Here is a 20,481-nt window from a genome sequence, read left to right on the forward strand (position 1 = left end):
CAGCAACGGCGATACGCGCGCGGCCGGCCGCCGGTGCGGCTCGGCCGCGCGCACACTGCGAGGCATGCGCGTATGACCGGACCCTTGCTGACGATGCGCGGCATCGTCAAGGAATTCGACGGCGTGAAGGCGCTCGACGGCATCGACCTGACCGTGCGGCGCGGCGAATGCGTGGGCCTGTGCGGCGAGAACGGCGCCGGCAAGTCGACGCTGATGAAGGTGCTCTCGGGCGTCCATCCGCACGGCACATGGGCGGGCGAGATCCGCTGGGAAGGCGCGCCGCTCGCCGCGTCCGGCGTGCGCGACACCGAGCGCGCGGGCATCGTGATCATCCATCAGGAGCTGATGCTCGTGCCCGAGCTGTCGGTGGCGGAGAACATCTTCCTCGGCAACGAGATCACGCTGCCCGGCGGCCGGATGCACTACGCGGCGATGGTCCGGCGCGCGGACGAGCTGCTGCGCGAGCTGCGCATCGACGCGATCAACGTCGCGCAGCCGGTGATGGACTACGGCGGCGGCCACCAGCAACTGATCGAGATCGCGAAGGCGCTGAACAAGCGCGCGAAGCTGCTGATCCTCGACGAGCCGTCGTCGTCGCTGAGCGCCGCGGAGACGCGGGTCCTGCTCGACATCGTGCGCGGCCTGAAGCGGCGCGGCGTCGCGTGCGTCTACATCTCGCACAAGCTGGGCGAGGTCGAGGCCGTGTGCGACACCGTCACCGTGATCCGCGACGGCCGCCATGTCGCGACGGAGCCGATGCGCGCGCTGAGCACCGACCGGATCATCGCGATGATGGTCGGCCGCGAGATCCGCAACCTGTACCCGCGCGAGCCGCACGAGATCGGCGACGTCGTGCTGGAGGCGCGCAACGTGACCTGCCACGACGTGACGAATCCGCGCCGCAAGCGTGTCGACGACGTGTCGTTCAGCGTGCGGCGCGGCGAGATCCTCGGCGTCGCGGGGCTCGTCGGCGCGGGCCGCACCGAGCTGATGCAGGCGATCTTCGGCGCGTACCGGGGGGCGTCCACGGCGACCGTGCGGATGAACGGCCGGCCGCTCGCGATCCGCTCGCCTGCCGACGCGATCCGCGCGGGCCTCGCGATGGTGCCCGAGGACCGCAAGCGGCACGGGATCGTCCCGCAGCTCGGCGTCGGCCACAACATCACGCTGTCGGTGCTGCGGCGCTTCGCGAAGCGCGGGCGGATCGACGCGGCAGCCGAGCTCGACGCGATCCGCACCGGGATGCAGCGGCTGTCGGTGCGCGCGGCGCACCCTTTCCAGCCGATCGCGAGCCTGTCCGGCGGCAACCAGCAGAAGGCGGTGCTCACGAAGATGCTGCTGACCGATCCGCAGGTGCTGATCCTCGACGAGCCGACGCGCGGCGTCGACGTCGGCGCGAAGGCGGAGATCTACCGGCTCGTGTTCGCGCTCGCGAAGCGCGGCGTCGCGCTCGTCGTCGTGTCGTCGGAGCTGCCCGAGGTGCTCGGCCTCGCCGACCGCGTGCTCGTGATCGGCGAAGGCGAGCTGCGCGGCGATTTCGTCAACGACGGGCTCACGCAGGAACAGATCCTCGGCGCCGCGCTGAAAAGCAGCCGGCGCGCCGACGAACCCACCGCAGCGAGCGCGACATGAATACCGAACTGTCTTCCGCCGCGGCGCGCGAGCGCGCCGCAGACGGCCGCCGCGCGCACGGCCAGCCGCTGCGCCGGCTGTTCGTCCGCTATCAGGTGCTCGCGCTGCTGTTCGCGGTCGCGGCGATCTGGGCGCTCTTCTCGGCGTTGACCGACGGCGCGTTCGTCACGCCGCGCAACGTGTCGAACCTGCTGCGGCAGATGTCGATCACCGGCATGCTCGCGTGCGGGATGGTGTTCGTGATCATCGCGGGCGAGATCGACCTGTCGGTCGGCTCGCTGCTCGGGCTGCTCGGCGGCGTCGCCGCGATCCTCGACGCGAGCCGCCACTGGCCGGTCGCCGCGACGGTGCCCGCGGTGCTCGCGCTCGGCGTGCTGGCCGGGCTCTTCAACGGCTGGTGGTCGACCTACCGGCGCGTGCCGTCGTTCATCGTCGGGCTCGGCGGGATGCTCGCGTTCCGCGGGGTCCTGCTCGGCGTGACGGGTGGCTCGACGATCGCGCCGGTATCGGACGGCTTCGTGTTCATCGGGCAGGGCTATCTGCCGCGCGCGGCCGGCGACGCGCTTGCGCTCCTGCTGTTCGCGCTCGTCGCGCTGCTCGTCGTGCGGCAGCGCGGCAACCGGCGCCGCTACCGGCTCGCGGTCGCGCCGCCGTGGCAGGACGCCGCGAAAATCGCCGGCGTGGGCGCGGTGCTGTTCGCGTTCGTCGCGACGCTCGACCGCTACGGCGGCATTCCGGTGCCCGTGCTGCTGCTGCTCGCGCTGCTCGGCGCGTTCTCGTGGATCGCGACGCAGACCGTGTTCGGCCGGCGCATCTACGCGGTCGGCTCGAATCTCGAGGCGACGCGCCTCTCGGGCGTCGACACGGACCGCGTGAAGCTCGCGATCTTCGCGCTGATGGGGCTGATGTGCGCGTTCGCCGGCCTCGTCAATACCGCGCGGCTCGCGGCCGGCTCGCCGTCGGCGGGCACGATGGGCGAGCTCGACGCGATCGCCGCGTGCTTCATCGGCGGCACGTCGATGCGCGGCGGGTCCGGCACCGTGCATGGCGCGCTGATCGGGGCGCTCGTGATGGCGAGCCTCGACAACGGCATGTCGATGCTGGACGTCGACGCGTACTGGCAGATGATCGTCAAGGGCGCGGTGCTGGTGCTCGCGGTGTGGATCGACGTGGTGTCCCGGTCGAACCGGCGGTGACGCCGCCCGGCCGGCCTTCGCGCGCCGGAATTTTTACACCCATGCCGATAGCGATATCGCCCGAATCCAAATTTTCATTGGGCGGTTATCGGACTTGTCCCTAGACTGATCCGGGGTCTGCGCACGCCGGATCGGCCGGTGCCGCCGGCGGCGCGACCCCGAACCGCGCCCGCGTCACGGAAAAACAGAACAGCGCACGGCCGGCGCCGCGGCGAACAACGACATCATCGGAGACGACCATGACATTCATCAGGACGCTTGCGGCCGGCGCGATCGTTGCCGCGACGGCGTGGCTCGCGCCCGGCGCGTTCGCGCAGCAAAAGCCGATCACGCTCGGGTTTTCGCAGGTCGGCGCGGAGAGCGCGTGGCGCACCGCGAACACCGTGTCGGTGAAGAGCGCGGCGAAGGACGCCGGCATCAACCTGAAGTTCTCGGACGCCCAGCAGAAGCAGGAGAACCAGATCCGCGCGATCCGCTCGTTCATCGCGCAGAAGGTCGACGTGATCGCGTTCTCGCCCGTCGTCGAATCGGGCTGGGAGCCGGTGCTGACCGAAGCGAAGGCGGCCCGCATTCCGGTGATCCTGACCGATCGCGCGATCGACGTGAAGGACCCGTCGCTGTACGTGACGATGATCGGCTCCGACTTCCTCGAGGAAGGCCGGCGCGCGGGCCGCTGGCTCGAGGAGCGCTACCGGAACGATGCGGGGCCCGTCAACATCGTCGAGCTGCAGGGCACGGTCGGCTCCGCGCCCGCCAACGACCGCCGCGCGGGCCTGCTCGAAGTGATCAGGAGCAATCCGAAATTCAAGGTCATCGCGTCGCAGAGCGGCGACTTCACGCTCGCGGGCGGCAAGCAGGTGATGGAAGCGTTCGCGAAGACCTACGGCAAGCGGATCAACGTCGTCTACGCGCACAACGACGACATGGCGCTCGGCGCGATCCAGGCGATGGAGGAGGCGGGGATCAAGCCCGGCAAGGACGTGAGCGTCGTGTCGTTCGATGCGACGAAGGGCGGCTTCCAGGCGATGGTCGCCGGCAAGATCAACGTCGACGTCGAGTGCAGCCCGCTGCTCGGGCCGCAACTGATGAGCGCGGTGAAGGAGGTCGTCGCCGGCAAGGCGCTGCCGAAACGCATCGTGACCGATGAGACGGTGTTTCCGATGAGCGTCGCCGCGCAGGTGCTGCCGACGCGCAAATACTGAGGTCCGCCCGGGCGGCGGCAACACCGCCGCCGTTCGGCATTTTTTTGCGGGAGCGTGCATGACGAATCCGCCGGTGGTCGAGATGATCGACATCGACAAGGCGTTTCCGGGCGTCCGCGCGCTGCGGCGCGTGCGCTTTCGCCTGTTTCCGGGCGAGATCCACGCGCTGATGGGGCAGAACGGCGCGGGCAAGTCGACGCTGATCAACGTGCTGACCGGCGTGCACGCGCACGACGCCGGCGAGATCCGCGTCGGCGGCCGGCCGGTGCGCTTCGCCGCGCCGCGGGAAGCCGAGGCGGCGGGCATCCGGACGCTCTACCAGGAAGTGAACCTGTGCCCGAACCTGTCGGTCGCCGAGAACGTGTTCGCGGGCCGGCAGCCGATGAAGCGCGGCGCGATCGACTGGAAGACGATCCATGCGCGCTCGCGCGACGCGCTCGCCGATCTGAGGCTGTCGATCGACGTCACGCGCTCGCTCGACGCGTATCCGATCGCGGTGCAGCAGATGGTCGCGATCGCGCGGGCCGTGTCGGTCGACGCGCGCGTGCTGATTCTCGACGAGCCGACGTCGAGCCTCGACGACGGCGAGGTCGCGCGGCTGTTCGACGTGCTGCGGCGGCTGAAGGCGTCGGGCATCGCGATCCTGTTCGTCACGCATTTTCTCGAGCAGACCTATGCGGTCTCCGACCGGATCACCGTGATGCGCAACGGCGAGCGCGAAGGCGAGTATCTGGCGCGCGAGCTGCCCGTCGACGCGCTCGTCGCGAAGATGACCGGCCGCGAGCGGATGCCCGACACGCCGCGGGCGGAGGCGGCCGCGCGCGCGAGCGACGCCCGCGCGGCCGCGCCGTTCCTGTCGATGCGGCGCGCCGGCCGGCGCGGGATGATGCAGCCGCTCGATCTCGACGTGCGGCCGGGCGAGATCCTCGGCCTCGCCGGGCTGCTCGGCTCGGGCCGCACCGAAACCGCGCGCCTCGCGTTCGCCGCGGAACGCACGGACACCGGCGCGATCGAGATCGACGGCGCGCGCGCGCGGCTCGCGTCGCCGCGCGATGCGGTGCGGCGCGGGATCGCGTACTGCCCGGAAGACCGCAAGAAGGAGGGGATCGTCGCCGCGCTGTCGATCCGCGAGAACATCGTGCTCGCGCTGCAGGCGCGGCGCGGCTGGTGGCGGCTGATCGGCCGCGCGCGCCAGCGCGAGATCGCCGATACCTACATCGCGCGGCTCGGCATCAAGGCGCGCGACGCGGAGCAGCCGATCGGCCTGCTGTCGGGCGGCAACCAGCAGAAGGTGCTGCTCGCGCGCTGGCTCGCGACGGAGCCGAAGCTGCTGATTCTCGACGAGCCGACGCGCGGCATCGACGTCGCCGCGAAGTTCGACATCATGGAGCGCGTGCTCGCGCTCTGCGCGAAAGGGCTCGCGATCCTGTTCATCTCGTCGGAGATCGGCGAGGTGGTGCGCGTGAGCCACCGGATCGCGGTGCTGCGCGACCGGCGCATGATCGCCGAGCTGGCCGGCGGCGACGCGTCCGAGGAGCGGATCTACCGGCTGATCGCGGGAGGCCAGTCATGACGCGGCTCAGGATGCTGCTTCGCCATCCGCTCGTGTGGCCGGCGCTGACGCTCGCGCTGCTGTTCGCGCTCGACGTCGCGCATCGACCGGGCTTCCTGTCGATCGCGCTGCTCGACGGTCATCTGTTCGGCGCGCCGGTCGATATCCTGAACCGCGCGGCGCCGCTCGTCATCGTGTCGCTCGGGATGACGCTCGTGATCGCGACGCGCGGGATCGACATCTCGGTCGGCGCGATCGTCGCGATCGCCGGCGCGGCCGCGGCGATCGTGCTCGACGCGGACCCGTCGCGCGTCGGCGCGGCGCTTGCCGCCGCGCTCGGCGTCGGCGTGCTCGCGGGCGCGTGGAACGGCGCGCTCGTCGCATTCGTCGGGATGCAGCCGATCATCGCGACGCTGATCCTGATGGTCGCGGGCCGCGGCGTCGCGCAACTGCTGACGGGCGGCCAGATCGTTCCGATCGGCGCGCCCGGCTACCTCGCGCTCGGCGGCGGCTATCTCGCGACGGCGCCGTGCTCGGTGTGGATCGCGATCGCGGCGATCGCCGCGACGGCGCTGCTCGTGAATCGCACCGCGCTCGGCCTGTTCATTCGTGCGATCGGCGTGAACCCGGTCGCAACAAGGCTCGTCGGGCTGCGATCCGGCGCGGTGGTGTTCGGCGTCTATCTGTTTTCCGGCGTGATGGCCGCTATCGCCGGAATCCTCGCGAGCTCGAACGTGCGCAGCGCCGACGGCAACAATGCGGGCCTGCTGCTCGAGCTCGACGCGATCCTCGCGGTGACGCTCGGCGGCACGTCGCTGCTCGGCGGCCGCTTCAGCCTCGCCGGCACCGTGCTCGGCGCGCTGATCATCCAGACGCTCACCTATACGACGTATTCGATCGGCGTGCCGCCGGAAGCGACGCTCGTCGTCAAGGCGATCGTCGTGATCGTGGTGACGCTGATCCAGTCGGACGCGGCGCGCGCGACGGCCGTCCGGCACGCGTCGCGGCTGCTGTCGTTCGCGCGCTCGCGCGCCGCCGCCGGAGCGACGCCGCGATGAACCGATTCCTTGCCAGGCTCGCCGACCCGCGCACGCTGCCGATCGTCGTGACGGTCGGGCTGTTCGCCGCGCTGCTCGGGTTCGGGGCCGTGATGTACACGGGTTTCTTCTCAATGCAGGTGCTCACGGGACTCTTCGTCGACAATGCGTTCCTGCTGATCGTCGCGATCGGGATGACGTTCGTGATCGTGTCGGGCGGCATCGACCTGTCGGTCGGCTCTGTCGTCGCGCTGACGACGATCTTCTGCGCGGTGGGCGCCGAGCGGCTGCACTGGCCGGTGTGGGCGATCGCGCCGCTCGTGCTCGCGTTCGGCGCGCTGTACGGCGCGGCGATGGGCGCGCTGATCCATTGCTTCCGGCTGCAGCCGTTCATCGTCACGCTCGCCGGAATGTTTCTCGCGCGCGGCGCGTGCTTTCTCATCACGACGCAGTCGATCACGATCAACGAGCCGACGTTTCACGCGATCGCGGGCATCGGTGTGCCGATCGGCGGCGGCAGGCTGAGCGCGGGCGCGCTGATCGCGCTCGCCACGCTGGCCGCCGCGGTCTACGTCGCGCATTTCACGCGCTTTGGCCGCAACGTCTACGCGATCGGCGGCAACGAGCGCTCGGCGCTGCTGATGGGGCTGCCGGTCGCGCGCACGAAGATCGGCGTCTATGCGCTGAGCGGGCTGTGCTCAGCGCTTGGCGGCATCGTGTTCACGCTGTACGTGCTGTCGGGCTACGGGTTGCAGGGGCAGGGCATGGAGCTCGACGCGATCGCGGCGACCGTGATCGGCGGCACGCTGCTCACGGGCGGCGTCGGGTACGTGATCGGCTCGGTGTTCGGCGTCGGCATACTCGGCACGATCCAGACGCTGATCACGTTCGACGGCACGTTGAGCTCGTGGTGGACGCGGATCGTGATCGGCGCGCTGCTGTGCGTGTTCTGCCTGTTGCAGCGGGTCATCGAGCGGCACGCGACGCGACGGCGCACGGGCGGCACCGGGCTCGACGCGCAGCGCCGGCCGCCGGAAACCGGGCCCTCGCGGCCGGACGCGCACGCAGAGGGCGCGGCTCTGGTGTCGACGATGCGGCGGCTGTAGGGCGCCCGTGGCGAGCGGCGCAGGCCGCCCGAACCGCCTACGCCCGCGCGAGCAGCGTCTCGACGACGCCGTATCCGATCGTCGGCGGGATCGAGCGTGCGCAAGGTGTCGAGTCGCGCGCGGGCCAGCTCCTGCTCGCCGAGCCTCACGCTGATGAACGCGAGCGCCTTGAGCGTGAACAATTTCGCCGCGCTCGTCAAACGGGTCGGCGCGGCTGTCGTCAACATCAGCGTCATGCGCGAGGTGATGCTGATCGGCATTCGGCTTTCGCCCGGCATCCCGCCCGATCATCCGCTCCGCGCTGGCGGAGCCGCCGCCGAACATGCCGCAGCCGCTGTGTAAGCGGCTTTTTATTTCATAATGTGACGCCAGAGTCATCCGGATGTCATCAATTGGTGAGCCAGGATCTCCGGTGAATAAAAAATAAATTGCCGATGCGCGCATCTCGGATCGCAATTATTCAAAAAAGTGAGGCGCGGCAGGAGGCGGTGCATGGATATTTTGAAATAATCCAAGCCATATATTTGAGTATTTGAAAATGAATAAATATCCACTCATGACAATTTCAACTTTCATCAAATTCTTTCTTTTTTATTGCGATAAATTTAATTTTCAATATTGCTTTTGAATTCGAGGCGATGGTGAGAGTGTGAACAGAACCAAACCACTGGACATGCGGCGCTGCAAATTCCTCAATAATAATGCGATAGCCAACTGTTCCGGTCGGCGAGCTGGAATGCATGGATTCAGGCGTCGGCACATGCTTGCTAGAGGGTCGTAATCGCATAATGTTGATCGGCAATCCTTCCGCCAAATTTCCATATGAATCGGACATCCCATATGGCGTGAGAATTCCATGCGTATGATACCCAGCAGACAAGCAGAGTATTCTTTAAGTGTGAATTAAAAAATCGAGTTCGCAGATTCCGGAGAACAAAATGGAATGGAGAGGCGCGGACGATGAAAGCGGGGAGCGATCCCGGAGATTTTCAGAAAGCGGAATGCCGGAGGGGGTGCGGAAGGTCGCGATCGTCGTTTTCGAGAACTTTTCGCTGACAGAGGTTTGCTTGATCGTCGAGATGCTCCGGATCGGGAATGAACTGGCTCTTGGCGATCCGAAAAAGCCTGCATTCAGCGTGGCGGTGCTATCGAGCCGGCAGGCCCTCGTTCCGAGCGGATCATTCGTGCAATTGTTTGCAAGAGCAACCGCTGCTCACGACGCGCGGCTATTTGAAACGGTATTTGTTGCCGGAGGAGCGGGCGCGCGTGCCGCCTCGCATGATGCGGACCTGCTGTCGTGGCTGCGCGAATTGCCAGGGCATGCTCTCGTGATGGGCCTTGCACCGGGTGCCGAGGCAATTCTGTCAATGAGTGGGCGCACCGGCAATCCGGTCGCCGGGTACAAAGTCCTTGCGGACGATAGTGCCGTGTGGCGCGCGGTAACCTGTACGCGTACGACGGGCGAGGGGCGGGGCACCGTCCAGTACGAACTGGCCGTTGACGCGGTGCTGTCGATGGTGCGCAGCGACTTTGGCCCACGGGTGGCGTTGGAACTGGAGAGACGGGTCAACTCGCATCTGCGGATGAACTTCGTCGATACGGCCGGGCCAGGCAGCAACGACAAGCGCATATTGAGCGATCGCATTGCGTGGTCGGTACGGTGGATTCACGAAAACAGCGAGCACCCGGTTTCCGTTGCCGATCTGGCCCGGCATGTATCGATGAGCGAGCGCAACTTTCTGCGCCGATTCAAGCGCGAGATCGGCCAGACGCCGAGCGAGTATCTGACGCGCGTTCGCATCTATCTTGCGCGGCGTCTGCTCGTCGATTCCGATCTGCCACTCGACAAGATTGCGCGGCGCTGCGGCCTGTTCAACGGCGATCATCTGCGCAAGCTCTTTCAGAAGCATTTCCTGATGTCGCCAGCGGACTATCGAAGGACTGCCCGCAACGTACTGGAGGGGATGCACGGGAACATAGGCGCTTCCCCTTTTTGCCAGCGGACTGAGTGCGGCCACGGCTTGGATGGCTGCTCCGCGGGAGCCTTGCAGGTTGAACGGTCTGGACGGGAAGTCGGGCACGGCACGACGTCGAAAAAAACCGTCGGCGTGGCGCAACGAATGACATAAACAGACATCTTCATCCGGGGAAGCACATCGTCGACTGGCTTGGCTTCTGCAATGCCTGCCGACCGCATTCGACATTGAACTACGTCAGCCCCATGACGTTCGAGAAGAATTGGGCCGCCGCTCAGCAAGGGCAAGCGGTCTGATGGCCTCGGTTACGGGATTCGTGAAACAGGAGCAAGGTCAATTCGTTGTCGTGTACGAAAAATTGATTAAGACGGCGTATTTTTTTAGATTGCGGTGCAACCTGTTGAAATAATCATGTGGCGTAATCTCGCATTAATGGAGAGGCTATCTTCCAGGCAAGCCAGTTAAGGCATTCTGTACTGCAAGAGTCACATGGGAAATTGTCAATGTGGCGCCAGATGAAAGCGGTCGATTGCGGATACTATTGCTGCTGCAATTTCATATGCAGAGGATGCGGCTCATTTTCGGTGATTGACGCAACCAATGCCGTGCTGTTGGGGAACGGATAGCCATTTTCCGACTGCCAGCACCTGTTGGGTTGCACTCGAGCGGAGAAATCAGTCGATGGCAAGCAATCTCCAACTGGTGGAAGACACTTTCTCCGCAATGGGCGAGGCGACGATTCTCCTGTCGACCTCTTGTATGGTCGTGCATGCTTCTGACCTCGCCAAATCGCTGCTGGGCAACCTGCACGGCCTGAGCGTCAAGCAGGGAAAGCTATGGCACCCCAGCGCTGCCGTCCTGGACAATTTATCCAAGGCCGTGGTGACGACGCTCGAGACCGGGCAACGCTCGAGGACGACGGTCCCGCTTGAATGGGGAGAGACCTTGACCCTGGATATGACGGTGGCGCACCCGCGCATCCATCTTTCCGAAGCGCCTCTTGTCTTTGTCCGGATCCGCCGGAACAGCGCGCTGAATGGGGCGGACGTCGGCAACTTGATCACCGCGTTCAGCATCTCCAGGGCGGAAGCCAAAGTGCTGGCCGGACTCGTGGCGGGCCTGATGCCATCGGAGTGCGCTATCCAGAATGGCGTCCGCGAGAGCACGGTGCGCACACAGATTGCAAATCTGAAAAGAAAGATGCAGTGCAGTCGGATCGTAGATCTAGTGAAGCTTGCGCTGCTGGCGTAAAGCTGGAGTCGTGACGCCTGACTAGTGGGGTGTCAGGTTTCGCAAGCAGTGGTGTTTTCTATCCAAAGAGCACGCTCAACAACCTATTGATCACACCGACAGAATGCAGCTCCCTCAAGATACGCTTTGCGCAACGTTCGTTTTTTTTAAACAAGCGTTGTCAAGACTTTTCGCTGACAGCAACGGGCTTGCCATCTTGATCATGGCGCCATTGCTGGCATCTTGCGCCTTTGCTCCCGGTATGCGGTTCGATCCTCAGCGGCCTTTGAATCCCGAGGATCCGAGTTCGGTGCCCAAGGTGATGCAGATCACGCCGGATCTTGTTCGTGAGCAGCAGGCGGCGATCAACTCGATCAATGCGGGGGTGAGCGCACTGTACGACAAGCCAGCGCCCTACAACGTCGGGCCTGGCGACATCCTTTCCATCGTTGTATGGGATCACCCGGAGCTGGTCTTTCCCACGCAGACATACACCATCGGCACGGCGTATGAGATTCCCAGCTTCAGTGGCGCTGCCAACGTGCCCGGCTACGTGGTCAGCGCGGCAGGGGATATCCAGTTTCCCTATGTCGGCGTGCTCAAGGTTGTGGGTAAGAATCAGGATCAGATTCGTGAGGACATCGGTAGACACCTGAAATCCGTCATCGCCAATCCACAGATCACGGTGCGCGTGCTCGCGTTCCGCAGCCAACGCGTCTACCTTGACGGAGAAGTCAAGACGCCTGGTCCGCAGAACATCGACGATGTGCCCATGACCTTGGTGGAGGCGCTCAATCGTGCCGGCGGCATCAACGTGCTCACCGGCGACAGCAGTCGCATCCGTGTTTCGCGCCAAGGTAAGAACTATGACGTCAACGTGCCTGCGCTGTTGCGGCAAGGGATCGATCCCGCGCGCATTCTGCTGCGCAATGGCGATATCGTGCGCGTGGAGCAACGCGAAGACAGCAAAGTCTTCGTGAGCGGCGAGGTCGTGAAACCTTCCACCGTCCTGCTTCGCAACGGACGCCTCACGCTGAACGAGGCGCTTGGCGATGCCGGCGGCGTGAATCCTGCGACGGCTAACGCGAAGGAAGTGTATGTGATTCGCAAGAGCCCCGAGGGTGGCGCTCAGGTCTTCCACCTCGACGGCAAATCTCCGGTTGCGATGGCGTTGGCGGAAGGCTTCGAGCTCAAGCCGAAGGATGTCGTCTATGTGGATGCCGGCGGATTGGTGCGCTGGAGCCGTGTAATCAATTTGTTGATCCCTAGTTCGCAGCAGGTGATCGGTTCTGCGTCTTTGGCGAAATGATCAAGTCGATTCTGGTTGTGTGCGTTGGCAACATCTGCCGCAGCCCCATGACGGTGGGGCTGTTGCAGCAGGCTATGCCTGAACTGACCATGTTCTCCGCGGGGCTGGGCGCTCTGGTGGGAAATCCGGCGGACTCCATGGCTGTGCAGCTTCTGTCGGAACTGGGCGCCGATATTTCGGGCCATCGCGCACAGCAAATGAATAGTGAGCTTGCCGGCCGTGCTGACCTGATCCTGGTGATGGATAACGACCAGAGGGGCGAAGTCCAGCTTTTGTATCCCCAGGCATCCGGCAAGGTGTTCCGGCTGGGTGAGTTGGTCAAGATGGATATTCCCGACCCTTACGGCGAGCCGCGCCGTGCGTTCGAGCACGCGCTGCACTTGATTCGAGAAGGCATCGACACGTGGGTGCCCCGTATTCGTGGGCTTCGCTAACCGTACAGATAGTCTCCGGTATTTCGATGAACCAGAATCCTCCGTACCTTTCTGAAGTCGAGCCCCAGGACGATGAGATCAATCTCGTGCGGTACCTGGATGTGCTTCTCTCCAATCTGTGGCTGATCGCGGCCATTACCGCTGTCGTGACGGCGCTTGGAATTGCCTATGCGCTGATGGCACGCCCCATCTACCAGGCGGACATCCTCGTTCAGGTCGAGGACAGCCCCAATAACGCCAAGAGCTTGCTGAGCGATGTCTCCAACCTCTTCGACGTGAAGACCGAAGCCGGAGCCGAGATTGAGATCCTGCGCTCGCGCATGGTGGTCGGCAAAGCGGTTGACAACCTGAACCTGTATCTCGAGGCGACGCCCAGGTACTTCCCGCTGTTTGGGCGCTGGCTGGCCGCGAGGAACAAGTCGCTGTCAGAACCGGGCTTCCTGGGCTTTGGCGGTTATGTCTGGGGGAGTGAGGCCATCAGGGTTGCCTCGTTCGAAGTGCCGCAGGAACTGGAAGGGCAAGCATTCAAGCTGACGGCGTTGGGGGCGGACCGTTTCCGCATCGAACAGCCGAGCCTCGACAAGCCAATCGAAGGTCGTGCCGGAGAGGCGCTGAGCGTGGCGCAATCCGTTGGCACCATCAAGTTGGATGTGGCGGAGCTCAAGGCCAAACCAGGGGCCGGTTTTGTCCTGGTTCGTCACTCCAGGCTCAAGACCCTGGAATCTCTGCAAGGCAGACTCAACATTGCCGAGCGCGGCAAGCAGAGCGGCATCATCAGCGCCTCGCTGGAGGGTGCTGATCCCAAGTTGACCGCCGCAGTTCTCAACGAGATCGGCGAGCAATATGTCGCGCAAAACGTCAAGCGCAAAGCGGCGGAAGCGGAAAAGTCGCTCACGTTCCTGGACGATTTGCTGCCACGGCTCAAGTATGAACTGGACCAGGCCGAAAGCCGCTACAACGCGGTGCGGAACAGGCGCGGCACCTTCGATCTGGGCGAGGAGGCGAAGGTTTACCTTGAAGAAAGCGTGGCCACGCAGGCAAAGCTGCTGGAACTGAAGCAGAAACGTGCGGAATTGCTGACGCGCTTTACATCCGCTCACCCGGGCGTTGCCGCAGTGGATCAACAGATTGCCGCGCTTGAATCCAGGATCGCCGCGGTGAGCGGCAGGATCAAGAACCTGCCGGATCTGGAGCAGGACACCCTGCGCGTGATGCGAGACGTTAAGGTCGACAACGAGCTGTACGTGAACCTGCTTAACAACATGCAGCAGCTCAGGTTGGTAAAGGCCGGCAAGGTGGGCAACGTGCGGCTCGTCGACAGCGCCCCGGTACCGGAGGAGCCCGTCAAGCCAAAACGGGCGATGGTTGTCGCCTTGGCGGCTTTCCTGGGGGCCGTACTGGGTGTGGTGGCTGCATTTGTGCGCAGCGCCCTCTTTGGCGGCATTACCGATCCACAAGACATCGAGCAGCACACCGGTCTTAGCGTGTATGCCACGGTACCGCTTTCGCGGGCCCAGGCAACCTTGGCCGAGAACATCAGGGCGCGCAAGCCGGGAACTCACCTTCTTGCCAGTCGCTATCCCAACGAACGCTCAATCGAGAGTCTGCGCAGCCTGCGTACCGCGTTGCAATTTGCGATGGTGGACGCCGGCAACAACCGTGTCCTGTTGACCGGCCCGACGCCAGGCGTTGGCAAGTCGTTTATTTCGGCCAACCTTGCTGCGCTGGTTGCCTCTGCCGACAAGCGCGTGCTGCTGGTGGATGCAGACATGCGCAAGGGTCATCTGAACGGGTACTTGGGCAAGGGGCGGGAACCAGGTCTTGCCGACGCGCTGACGGGCTCTATCGCGCTGGACAAGGTGATCCAGCGGGAAGTGTTTCCGGGCCTCGACCTGATCGCCGCGGGGACGCTGCCGCCCAATCCGGCCGAACTCCTGCTCAGCGAACGCGCGGGGCAATTGCTGGATTCGCTCAGCGAACGTTACGACCTGATGCTGATCGATACCCCGCCGGTGCTGGCCGTATCGGATACGGCCATCATCGCAGCGCGCTGCGGCGTGGTGTTCCTCGTGACCCGGTTTGGAGAGACCACCATCGGGGAAGTCGCGGAATCCGCCAGGCAGCTCCGGCATGCCAATGTGAATGTGAACGGCGTGATCTTCAACGCGCTGGATCCGAACGGCTTCCGTTATGGCTACGGGTACAAGTACGGCCGCTATCGCTACGCATCCTACGGATATGCAGCGCAGGTCGGGGACAAGGGCTAGCCCGGCGCGCTCCGGGCCGCGGGACGAGAAGAAGCGCCGGATGCAGCCCGCTTACAGGTGTTGAGCAGAGTGAGGAGTGCAATTTCATTGAGAAGCCTGCACGGAAAATGGCCGCATCGAGTTTCTGCTGAGACCGGAAAGAGGATGAGAGGGGAGGTCTGACGACATGTGCGGCATAGCGGCAATTTACAGTTATCGTAGCGAAGGCCCCCTGGTATCGGCTGACGAGCTGGTCAAGATTCGGCAAGCCATGACCCTGCGTGGCCCGGATGGCGCAGGGCTGTGGGTATCGGAAGAGCGGAACATCGGGCTCGCCCATCGGCGGCTGGCTATCGTCGATCTCACCGAAAATGGCGCGCAACCCATGACCACCAAGGATGGCAGGCTGAGCGTCACTTTTAATGGTGAAATATACAATTATCGCGAGCTACGGGCTCGCCTGACGGAAAAAGGGCACGCATTTTTCTCCGACTCGGACACGGAGGTGCTGCTTCACGCATACCGCGAATACGGCCAGGATATGGTCGATCATTTGCGGGGCATGTTCGCCTTTGCCATTTGGGATCAAGAAATACGCGGCCTTTTTCTCGGCCGAGACCATTTCGGTATCAAACCCCTTTATTACCACGACGACGGTAAATCGATCCGCGTCGCGTCGCAGGTCAAGGCGCTACTGGCGGGGGGAGCCATTCAACCCGATCCGGAACCGGCCGGGCTGGTCGGCTTCTATTTGTGGGGCTGCGTGCCCGAGCCTTACACCCTTTATCACAAGCTCTTCGCTCTGCCTGCCGGTCACACGCTATGGGTGGACCAGGACGGGCCGCGCGCTCCGAAGCGGTACTTCGACCTCGCCGAGACGTTGGGAACAGCCGCCTCACAGCAAGCCCGCGCCCCCGTGGAGGAGGCCCTGCGAAACGCCGTGAAGGATAGCGTCAAACATCATTTGATTGCCGATGTGCCCGTGGGCGTATTTCTTTCTGCTGGTCTGGATTCTGCCACCTTGACTGCTTTGAGCGCCGAAGAAGTGACGCATATCCAGGCCATCACGCTGGGGTTCACCGAGTACAAAAATACTCTGGATGACGAAACACCCTTGGCGGGGAAAATTGCAGCACATTACGCTTGCCGGCATCAAATCGCGCATATCGATCAGCGGGATTTTGCCGAAGATCTTCCGGCCATCCTTCAGGCCATGGACCAGCCGAGCATCGACGGGATCAACACATACTTCGTCGCTCGAGCCGCGGCGCGCGCCGGACTCAAGGTGGCACTCTCGGGCGTAGGCGGAGACGAATTGCTCGGCGGCTACCCGAGTTTCCGCCATGTGCCTCAACTGGTTCGCCGCGTCCGGCCCATTGCCCGCCCACCCGGCATAGGCAAAGTCTTCCGCTGGGTGTCCGCGCCCATTCTCAAGCACACGACTTCGCCAAAATTTGCCAGCCTCTTCGAATATGGCGGCAGCTATGGCGGCGCCTATCTGCTGCGCCGGGGTCTATTTATGCCCTGGGAATTGCCGCAATTTCTCGGCAGCAAGCTTGTCCGCGAGGGTTGGGCAAAGCTGAGGCCAATCGCGCGTATGGACGAGTGGGTGTCAAGTGTCAAAGTCCCTCATGCCAAGGTGACAGCGCTGGAAACGGCCTTTTATATGCGCAACATGCTGCTGCGGGATTCTGATTGGGCAGGTATGGCCCATTCCCTGGAGATTCGGACTCCCCTGGTGGACATCGCCCTGTTTCGCACGATGGCGCCTTACTTGTGCGGCACTGGTGCGCCTCCTTCAAAGCGGCAACTTGCGCAGTGCGCGCGAATCGCGCTGCCGGACGCGGTGCTCAATCGTCCCAAGACAGGTTTTTGCATCCCGGTGGCGCAATGGCTGAACACTCAGGGGACATCGAAACAACAACGTGGCTTGCGAGGGTGGGCGACTCGCGTGATGGACGACTTCACGTTGCATGGCAGCGCGTGAAGGCGCGGTCGGGGGTGTTCGGCGTCACTCTCTGTACGGCATCAATCGAAGCAGGAGAAAGAAGTGGATAACGGGCGTAGAAAACGGATCCTGGTCACCGGCGGAGCGGGCTTTCTTGGATCGCACCTCTGTGAACGGCTGTTGTCGGATGGCCATGAGGTACTTTGCGTCGACAACTTTTATACCGGCACCAAGGACAACGTTGCCCATCTCCTGGCCAATCCTTATTTCGAGATCATGCGCCACGATGTCACATTCTCGCTCTACGTCGAAGTAGACGAAATCTACAACCTGGCGTGCCCTGCGTCGCCTATCCACTATCAATTCGATCCCGTGCAGACCACCAAGACGAGCGTGCACGGGGCCATCAACATGCTTGGACTCGCCAAGCGGGTCAAAGCCAAGATATTTCAGGCGTCCACCAGTGAAGTCTATGGAGACCCCGAGGTTCATCCTCAGCGCGAGGAGTATTGGGGAAACGTCAATGCGATCGGCTTCCGATCCTGTTACGACGAAGGCAAGCGTTGTGCAGAAACCCTCTTCTTCGATTACCACCGGCAGCATAATCTGCGTATCAAGGTCGCGCGCATTTTCAATACCTATGGTCCGCGCATGCACCCGTCGGATGGCCGCGTGGTGTCCAATTTCATCGTCCAGGCGTTGAAGAACGAGCCCATCACCCTATACGGCGATGGTACTCAGACACGATCGTTCTGCTACGTGAGCGATTTGATTGAAGCCTTTACGCGTTTCATGCAATGCCCGGATCAGGTCACAGGTCCCATGAACATGGGGAACCCGGAGGAGTTCACCATCCGCACACTGGCGGAGACGGTGATCGAGCTGACGGGTTCCCGCTCAAGAATGACCTTCCTCCCGCTGCCCCCTGACGATCCGAAACAACGCAGGCCGGATATCACATTGGCGCGAGAGTTTCTGCACTGGACGCCGACAACGCCACTGGAGCATGGCCTCAAACTGACGATTGACTATTTCGATCGGTTGCTTGGTCACGGGCGAGGATGAAATATGAGATTGCTCGTTGTGGGTTCCACTTACATTACTGCGGTTTCGCAAGAAAAGTTCGTGGCGATGAAGCGTCATGACCCGGGGCTGGAGCTGAAGATACTCACTCCCCGATCGCTTCCGCACGTCTTCAAGCGCTATACGCGCGAACTTGCATCAGGTCTCTCCAAAGACGATGTGGTCGACATTCGCGACTACTTCTGTCGCTCGCATATGTCCTACATGCTCGATCCACTGCACTTCGCCAGGGTGTTGCGGGAATTCCAGCCCGATCGCGTCCACATCGAGGAGGACCCCCACTCTGCCTCAGGGTTCGAGACTGTGCTTCTGACGCGATGCATTTGTCCGTCGGCCAAAATCAGCTTCTTTCTCTGGGACAACCTGGCCAGAGAGCCTCGCTTCCCACTCAACGTCATTAAATGGACACTCAACCGATATGCGCTGCGCAGCACCGAATTGGTGATCTGTGGAAACCGGGACGGTGAACGGCTATTGCGCGAGAAGAAGGGATACGCCGGGCGAGCCGCGGTGTTGCCTCAGGTGGGGCTCGATCCCGCTGGCTATACGGGGAAAAGCGACCGCCATATGAGGCGTGCGTTGAATATCCCAGAGAACGTGCCGCTGATCGGCTATGTGGGCCGCCTGATTCCTGAAAAAGGGATCATGCAATTGCTCGAGGCACTCCATCGCCTTCTGGAAATTCCCTGGCGCATTCTAATCGTGGGCGCGGGCGCGTTGGAGACGGACATCGTCGACAGGTGGAAGCCCGTCTTCGGGGAGCGTCTGGTGATGCACAACGCTGTCCCGCACGCAGAAATGCCGGCCTATATGCGGGCCTTGGACATCCTTGTTCTGCCTTCGTATGCGACCCGGAGGTGGAAGGAGCAGTTTGGTCTCGTCCTGGCGCAAGCCATGCTGGCAGGGGTGCCTTGCGTGGGTTCGACATCCGGCGCCATTCCGGACGTCATTGGACCCGGCGGATTGGTGTTCCAGGAAAACAACGTTGACGATCTCACGACTGCGCTCAAACACCTTCTCACTGACGAAGACGCGAGGAGATCGTTGGGAGAGAGTGCCCAGGCGTTCGCGTTACAGCGCTATACCCATGCAGCCGTGGCGCGCGCTTATTTGAATCAATTCGATTGCATGGAAGGTCCCACAGCCGGCGAATTCATATCTGCTGCCGGATAGAGGAGATTCGGTTGAAATGGATGCTGATCTTGTGTATTCCGCGCATGGATCCGGGCTATGAGAATATTCGCAGTCGTTCCCGAGGCATTTGGCGGGCATGGCGGTATCGCCCGATACAACAGCGATTTGCTGCACGCGCTAGCCGCCATGCCCGATGTTGAGGAAATCGTCGTGGTGCCACGCGGCACGCCTTTTCCGGTTGAATCCGTTCCCGTCAAGATTACGTATCGATCCGCCGCTGTGGCGGGGAAATTCAAGTACGCCAAGGAAGCGTTCCTTGCGGCGAGAGGAGGCTTTGACCTTGTCATCTGTGGGCACATCAACCTGCTGCCCCTGACTGCCGTGCTCAACTTCAAGATACGTGCCCCACTTGTATTGATGGTGTACGGCATCGACGTCTGGCGGCCTCACCGCTCCCGGTGGGCTCGTCAGTTGGTCAATCGGCTTGCCAAGGTGTGGTCGATCAGTGAGTTCACGCGTGACGCCATGCGGCAATGGACGGCCATGGCCGTATCGAGGTTCACGATTCTGCCTAATGCCATTGACCTTTCCCGCTATGGGATGGTCCCCAAAAATCCCGCTCTGGCCAGACGGTACGAGGTTGAGGGAAGAAAAGTGATTCTCTTTCTCGCGCGTCTGGTGTCGTCCGAGCGCTACAAAGGGGTGGACGAGGTCCTTGAAGTCATGCCGAACCTGTTAAAGAAACTGCCCAGTCTTTTATTTCTCGTGGCTGGCGATGGCGATGATCGGACTCGCCTGCAACAGAAGGCTGAATCACTTGGCCTCAATGGCCATGTGACTTTCACCGGCTTTGTGCCGGAATCCGAGAAGCGCGACCTTTTCGGATTGGCAGATCTCTTTGTCATGCCTGGTTATGGCGAAGGATTCGGCTTTGTTTTCCTGGAGGCGCTTGCTTGCGGCGTGCCTGTCGTGGCCAGCCGTCTCGATGGCAGCCGAGAAGCTGTCCGCAACGGGGAACTGGGCAGGCTGGTGGACCCGCGCAATCGCGTCGAACTCGAAACGGCGATTCTCTCTGGCATCAATGACCCTCGCAGCATCCCGCCGGGCCTCGGCTATTTCGCGTTCCCCGAATTTCAGCGGCGCCTTGCCGCTGCCGTCCGTGAGGTATCGGGTTCATGAAACGCGCTCTGATTTGCGGTGTCTTTGGGCAACACGACGCCAATCTTGCGCGCTTCCTGCTGGATCGTGGATATGAGGTGTTCGGTACCTCGCGCGAAGCATCCACGAGTCATGACGGAAACTTGAAAAGCTTGGCAGCAGCGACCGAGTCTCCATCATGTCGACGCGTGTTGACGGCACAAGCAAGTCTTGAGCACGAGTGATTTTCGGAAGGATC

18 protein-coding genes are annotated in these 20,481 nt (G+C 62.8%); 17 read left to right on the forward strand and 1 reads right to left on the reverse strand.

Annotated elements, in window-relative coordinates; all coding sequences use genetic code 11:
* Positions 1 to 72 precede the first annotated feature (72 nt).
* The 7 genes from xylG to AQ610_RS09320 all read left to right on the forward strand — a co-directional run bounded on the left by xylG (position 73) and on the right by AQ610_RS09320 (position 8,067).
* Entirely contained in the window at positions 73 to 1,632 is a 1,560-nt protein-coding gene (gene xylG, locus AQ610_RS09290) for a D-xylose ABC transporter ATP-binding protein (protein WP_009916589.1), read from the forward strand.
* Entirely contained in the window at positions 1,629 to 2,828 is a 1,200-nt protein-coding gene (locus tag AQ610_RS09295; protein WP_006026815.1) for a sugar ABC transporter permease, read from the forward strand. Before xylG ends, AQ610_RS09295 begins: the two co-directional genes overlap by 4 nt.
* A gap of 239 nt (positions 2,829 to 3,067) precedes the next feature.
* Entirely contained in the window at positions 3,068 to 4,030 is a 963-nt protein-coding gene (locus AQ610_RS09300; RefSeq protein ID WP_006026814.1) for an ABC transporter substrate-binding protein, read from the forward strand.
* 58 nt (positions 4,031 to 4,088) lie between these two features.
* A complete protein-coding gene (locus AQ610_RS09305; protein ID WP_006026813.1) occupies positions 4,089 to 5,603 on the forward strand; it encodes a sugar ABC transporter ATP-binding protein in 1,515 nt (504 codons plus the stop codon).
* Positions 5,600 to 6,640: an ABC transporter permease gene (locus tag AQ610_RS09310; RefSeq protein ID WP_006026812.1), complete on the forward strand. Its 1,041-nt coding sequence runs from the start codon at positions 5,600 to 5,602 to the stop codon at positions 6,638 to 6,640. The genes AQ610_RS09305 and AQ610_RS09310 overlap by 4 nt, the downstream gene beginning before the upstream one ends.
* Complete coding sequence (gene yjfF, locus AQ610_RS09315) at positions 6,637 to 7,725, forward strand: galactofuranose ABC transporter, permease protein YjfF (protein ID WP_006026811.1); 1,089 nt, start codon at positions 6,637 to 6,639, stop codon at positions 7,723 to 7,725. The genes AQ610_RS09310 and yjfF overlap by 4 nt, the downstream gene beginning before the upstream one ends.
* A 96-nt stretch (positions 7,726 to 7,821) precedes the next feature.
* Positions 7,822 to 8,067: a hypothetical protein gene (locus AQ610_RS09320; protein ID WP_006026810.1), complete on the forward strand. Its 246-nt coding sequence runs from the start codon at positions 7,822 to 7,824 to the stop codon at positions 8,065 to 8,067.
* 223 nt (positions 8,068 to 8,290) lie between these two features.
* Here AQ610_RS09320 and AQ610_RS35900 read toward each other — a convergent pair whose 3' ends face one another.
* The gene (locus AQ610_RS35900; RefSeq protein WP_141668070.1) at positions 8,291 to 8,560 is read right to left on the reverse strand and encodes a hypothetical protein; all 270 of its coding nucleotides are present in this window, start codon (positions 8,558 to 8,560) and stop codon (positions 8,291 to 8,293) included.
* 103 nt (positions 8,561 to 8,663) lie between these two features.
* Here AQ610_RS35900 and AQ610_RS09325 point away from each other — a divergent pair, with 103 nt between their 5' ends.
* From AQ610_RS09325 to AQ610_RS38350, 10 genes are all read left to right on the forward strand, one after another.
* On the forward strand, positions 8,664 to 9,854 hold the full coding sequence (locus AQ610_RS09325) for a GlxA family transcriptional regulator (protein WP_043282613.1): 1,191 nt from the start codon (positions 8,664 to 8,666) through the stop codon (positions 9,852 to 9,854).
* 528 nt (positions 9,855 to 10,382) lie between these two features.
* A complete protein-coding gene (locus tag AQ610_RS09330; RefSeq protein ID WP_009916333.1) occupies positions 10,383 to 10,952 on the forward strand; it encodes a helix-turn-helix transcriptional regulator in 570 nt (189 codons plus the stop codon).
* A gap of 202 nt (positions 10,953 to 11,154) precedes the next feature.
* Positions 11,155 to 12,240, forward strand: a complete 1,086-nt coding sequence (locus AQ610_RS09335; protein WP_045554898.1) for a polysaccharide biosynthesis/export family protein — start codon at positions 11,155 to 11,157, stop codon at positions 12,238 to 12,240.
* Positions 12,237 to 12,674, forward strand: coding sequence for a low molecular weight protein-tyrosine-phosphatase (locus AQ610_RS09340; RefSeq protein ID WP_009916335.1), 438 nt, complete (start codon positions 12,237 to 12,239; stop codon positions 12,672 to 12,674). Before AQ610_RS09335 ends, AQ610_RS09340 begins: the two co-directional genes overlap by 4 nt.
* A 26-nt stretch (positions 12,675 to 12,700) precedes the next feature.
* Positions 12,701 to 14,941, forward strand: coding sequence for a polysaccharide biosynthesis tyrosine autokinase (locus AQ610_RS09345; protein WP_009916336.1), 2,241 nt, complete (start codon positions 12,701 to 12,703; stop codon positions 14,939 to 14,941).
* A gap of 166 nt (positions 14,942 to 15,107) precedes the next feature.
* Positions 15,108 to 16,907, forward strand: a complete 1,800-nt coding sequence (asnB, locus tag AQ610_RS09350; RefSeq protein ID WP_006026806.1) for an asparagine synthase (glutamine-hydrolyzing) — start codon at positions 15,108 to 15,110, stop codon at positions 16,905 to 16,907.
* A 63-nt stretch (positions 16,908 to 16,970) separates the two neighbouring features.
* Positions 16,971 to 17,933 carry a UDP-glucuronic acid decarboxylase family protein gene (locus AQ610_RS09355; RefSeq protein WP_043282612.1) on the forward strand — a complete coding sequence of 321 codons (963 nt, stop codon included), beginning with the start codon at positions 16,971 to 16,973 and terminating at the stop codon, positions 17,931 to 17,933.
* Between the two features lie 3 nt (positions 17,934 to 17,936).
* Positions 17,937 to 19,124, forward strand: coding sequence for a glycosyltransferase family 4 protein (locus AQ610_RS09360; RefSeq protein ID WP_009916338.1), 1,188 nt, complete (start codon positions 17,937 to 17,939; stop codon positions 19,122 to 19,124).
* A gap of 57 nt (positions 19,125 to 19,181) precedes the next feature.
* Positions 19,182 to 20,264: a glycosyltransferase family 4 protein gene (locus AQ610_RS09365; protein ID WP_009916339.1), complete on the forward strand. Its 1,083-nt coding sequence runs from the start codon at positions 19,182 to 19,184 to the stop codon at positions 20,262 to 20,264.
* Positions 20,261 to 20,467: a GDP-mannose 4,6-dehydratase gene (locus AQ610_RS38350; RefSeq protein WP_157225884.1), complete on the forward strand. Its 207-nt coding sequence runs from the start codon at positions 20,261 to 20,263 to the stop codon at positions 20,465 to 20,467. Before AQ610_RS09365 ends, AQ610_RS38350 begins: the two co-directional genes overlap by 4 nt.
* The last annotated feature ends 14 nt before the right edge of the window (positions 20,468 to 20,481 follow it).

The organism is Burkholderia humptydooensis (assembly GCF_001513745.1).
In the GTDB taxonomy this organism is placed as follows: Bacteria; Pseudomonadota; Gammaproteobacteria; order Burkholderiales; family Burkholderiaceae; genus Burkholderia; species Burkholderia humptydooensis.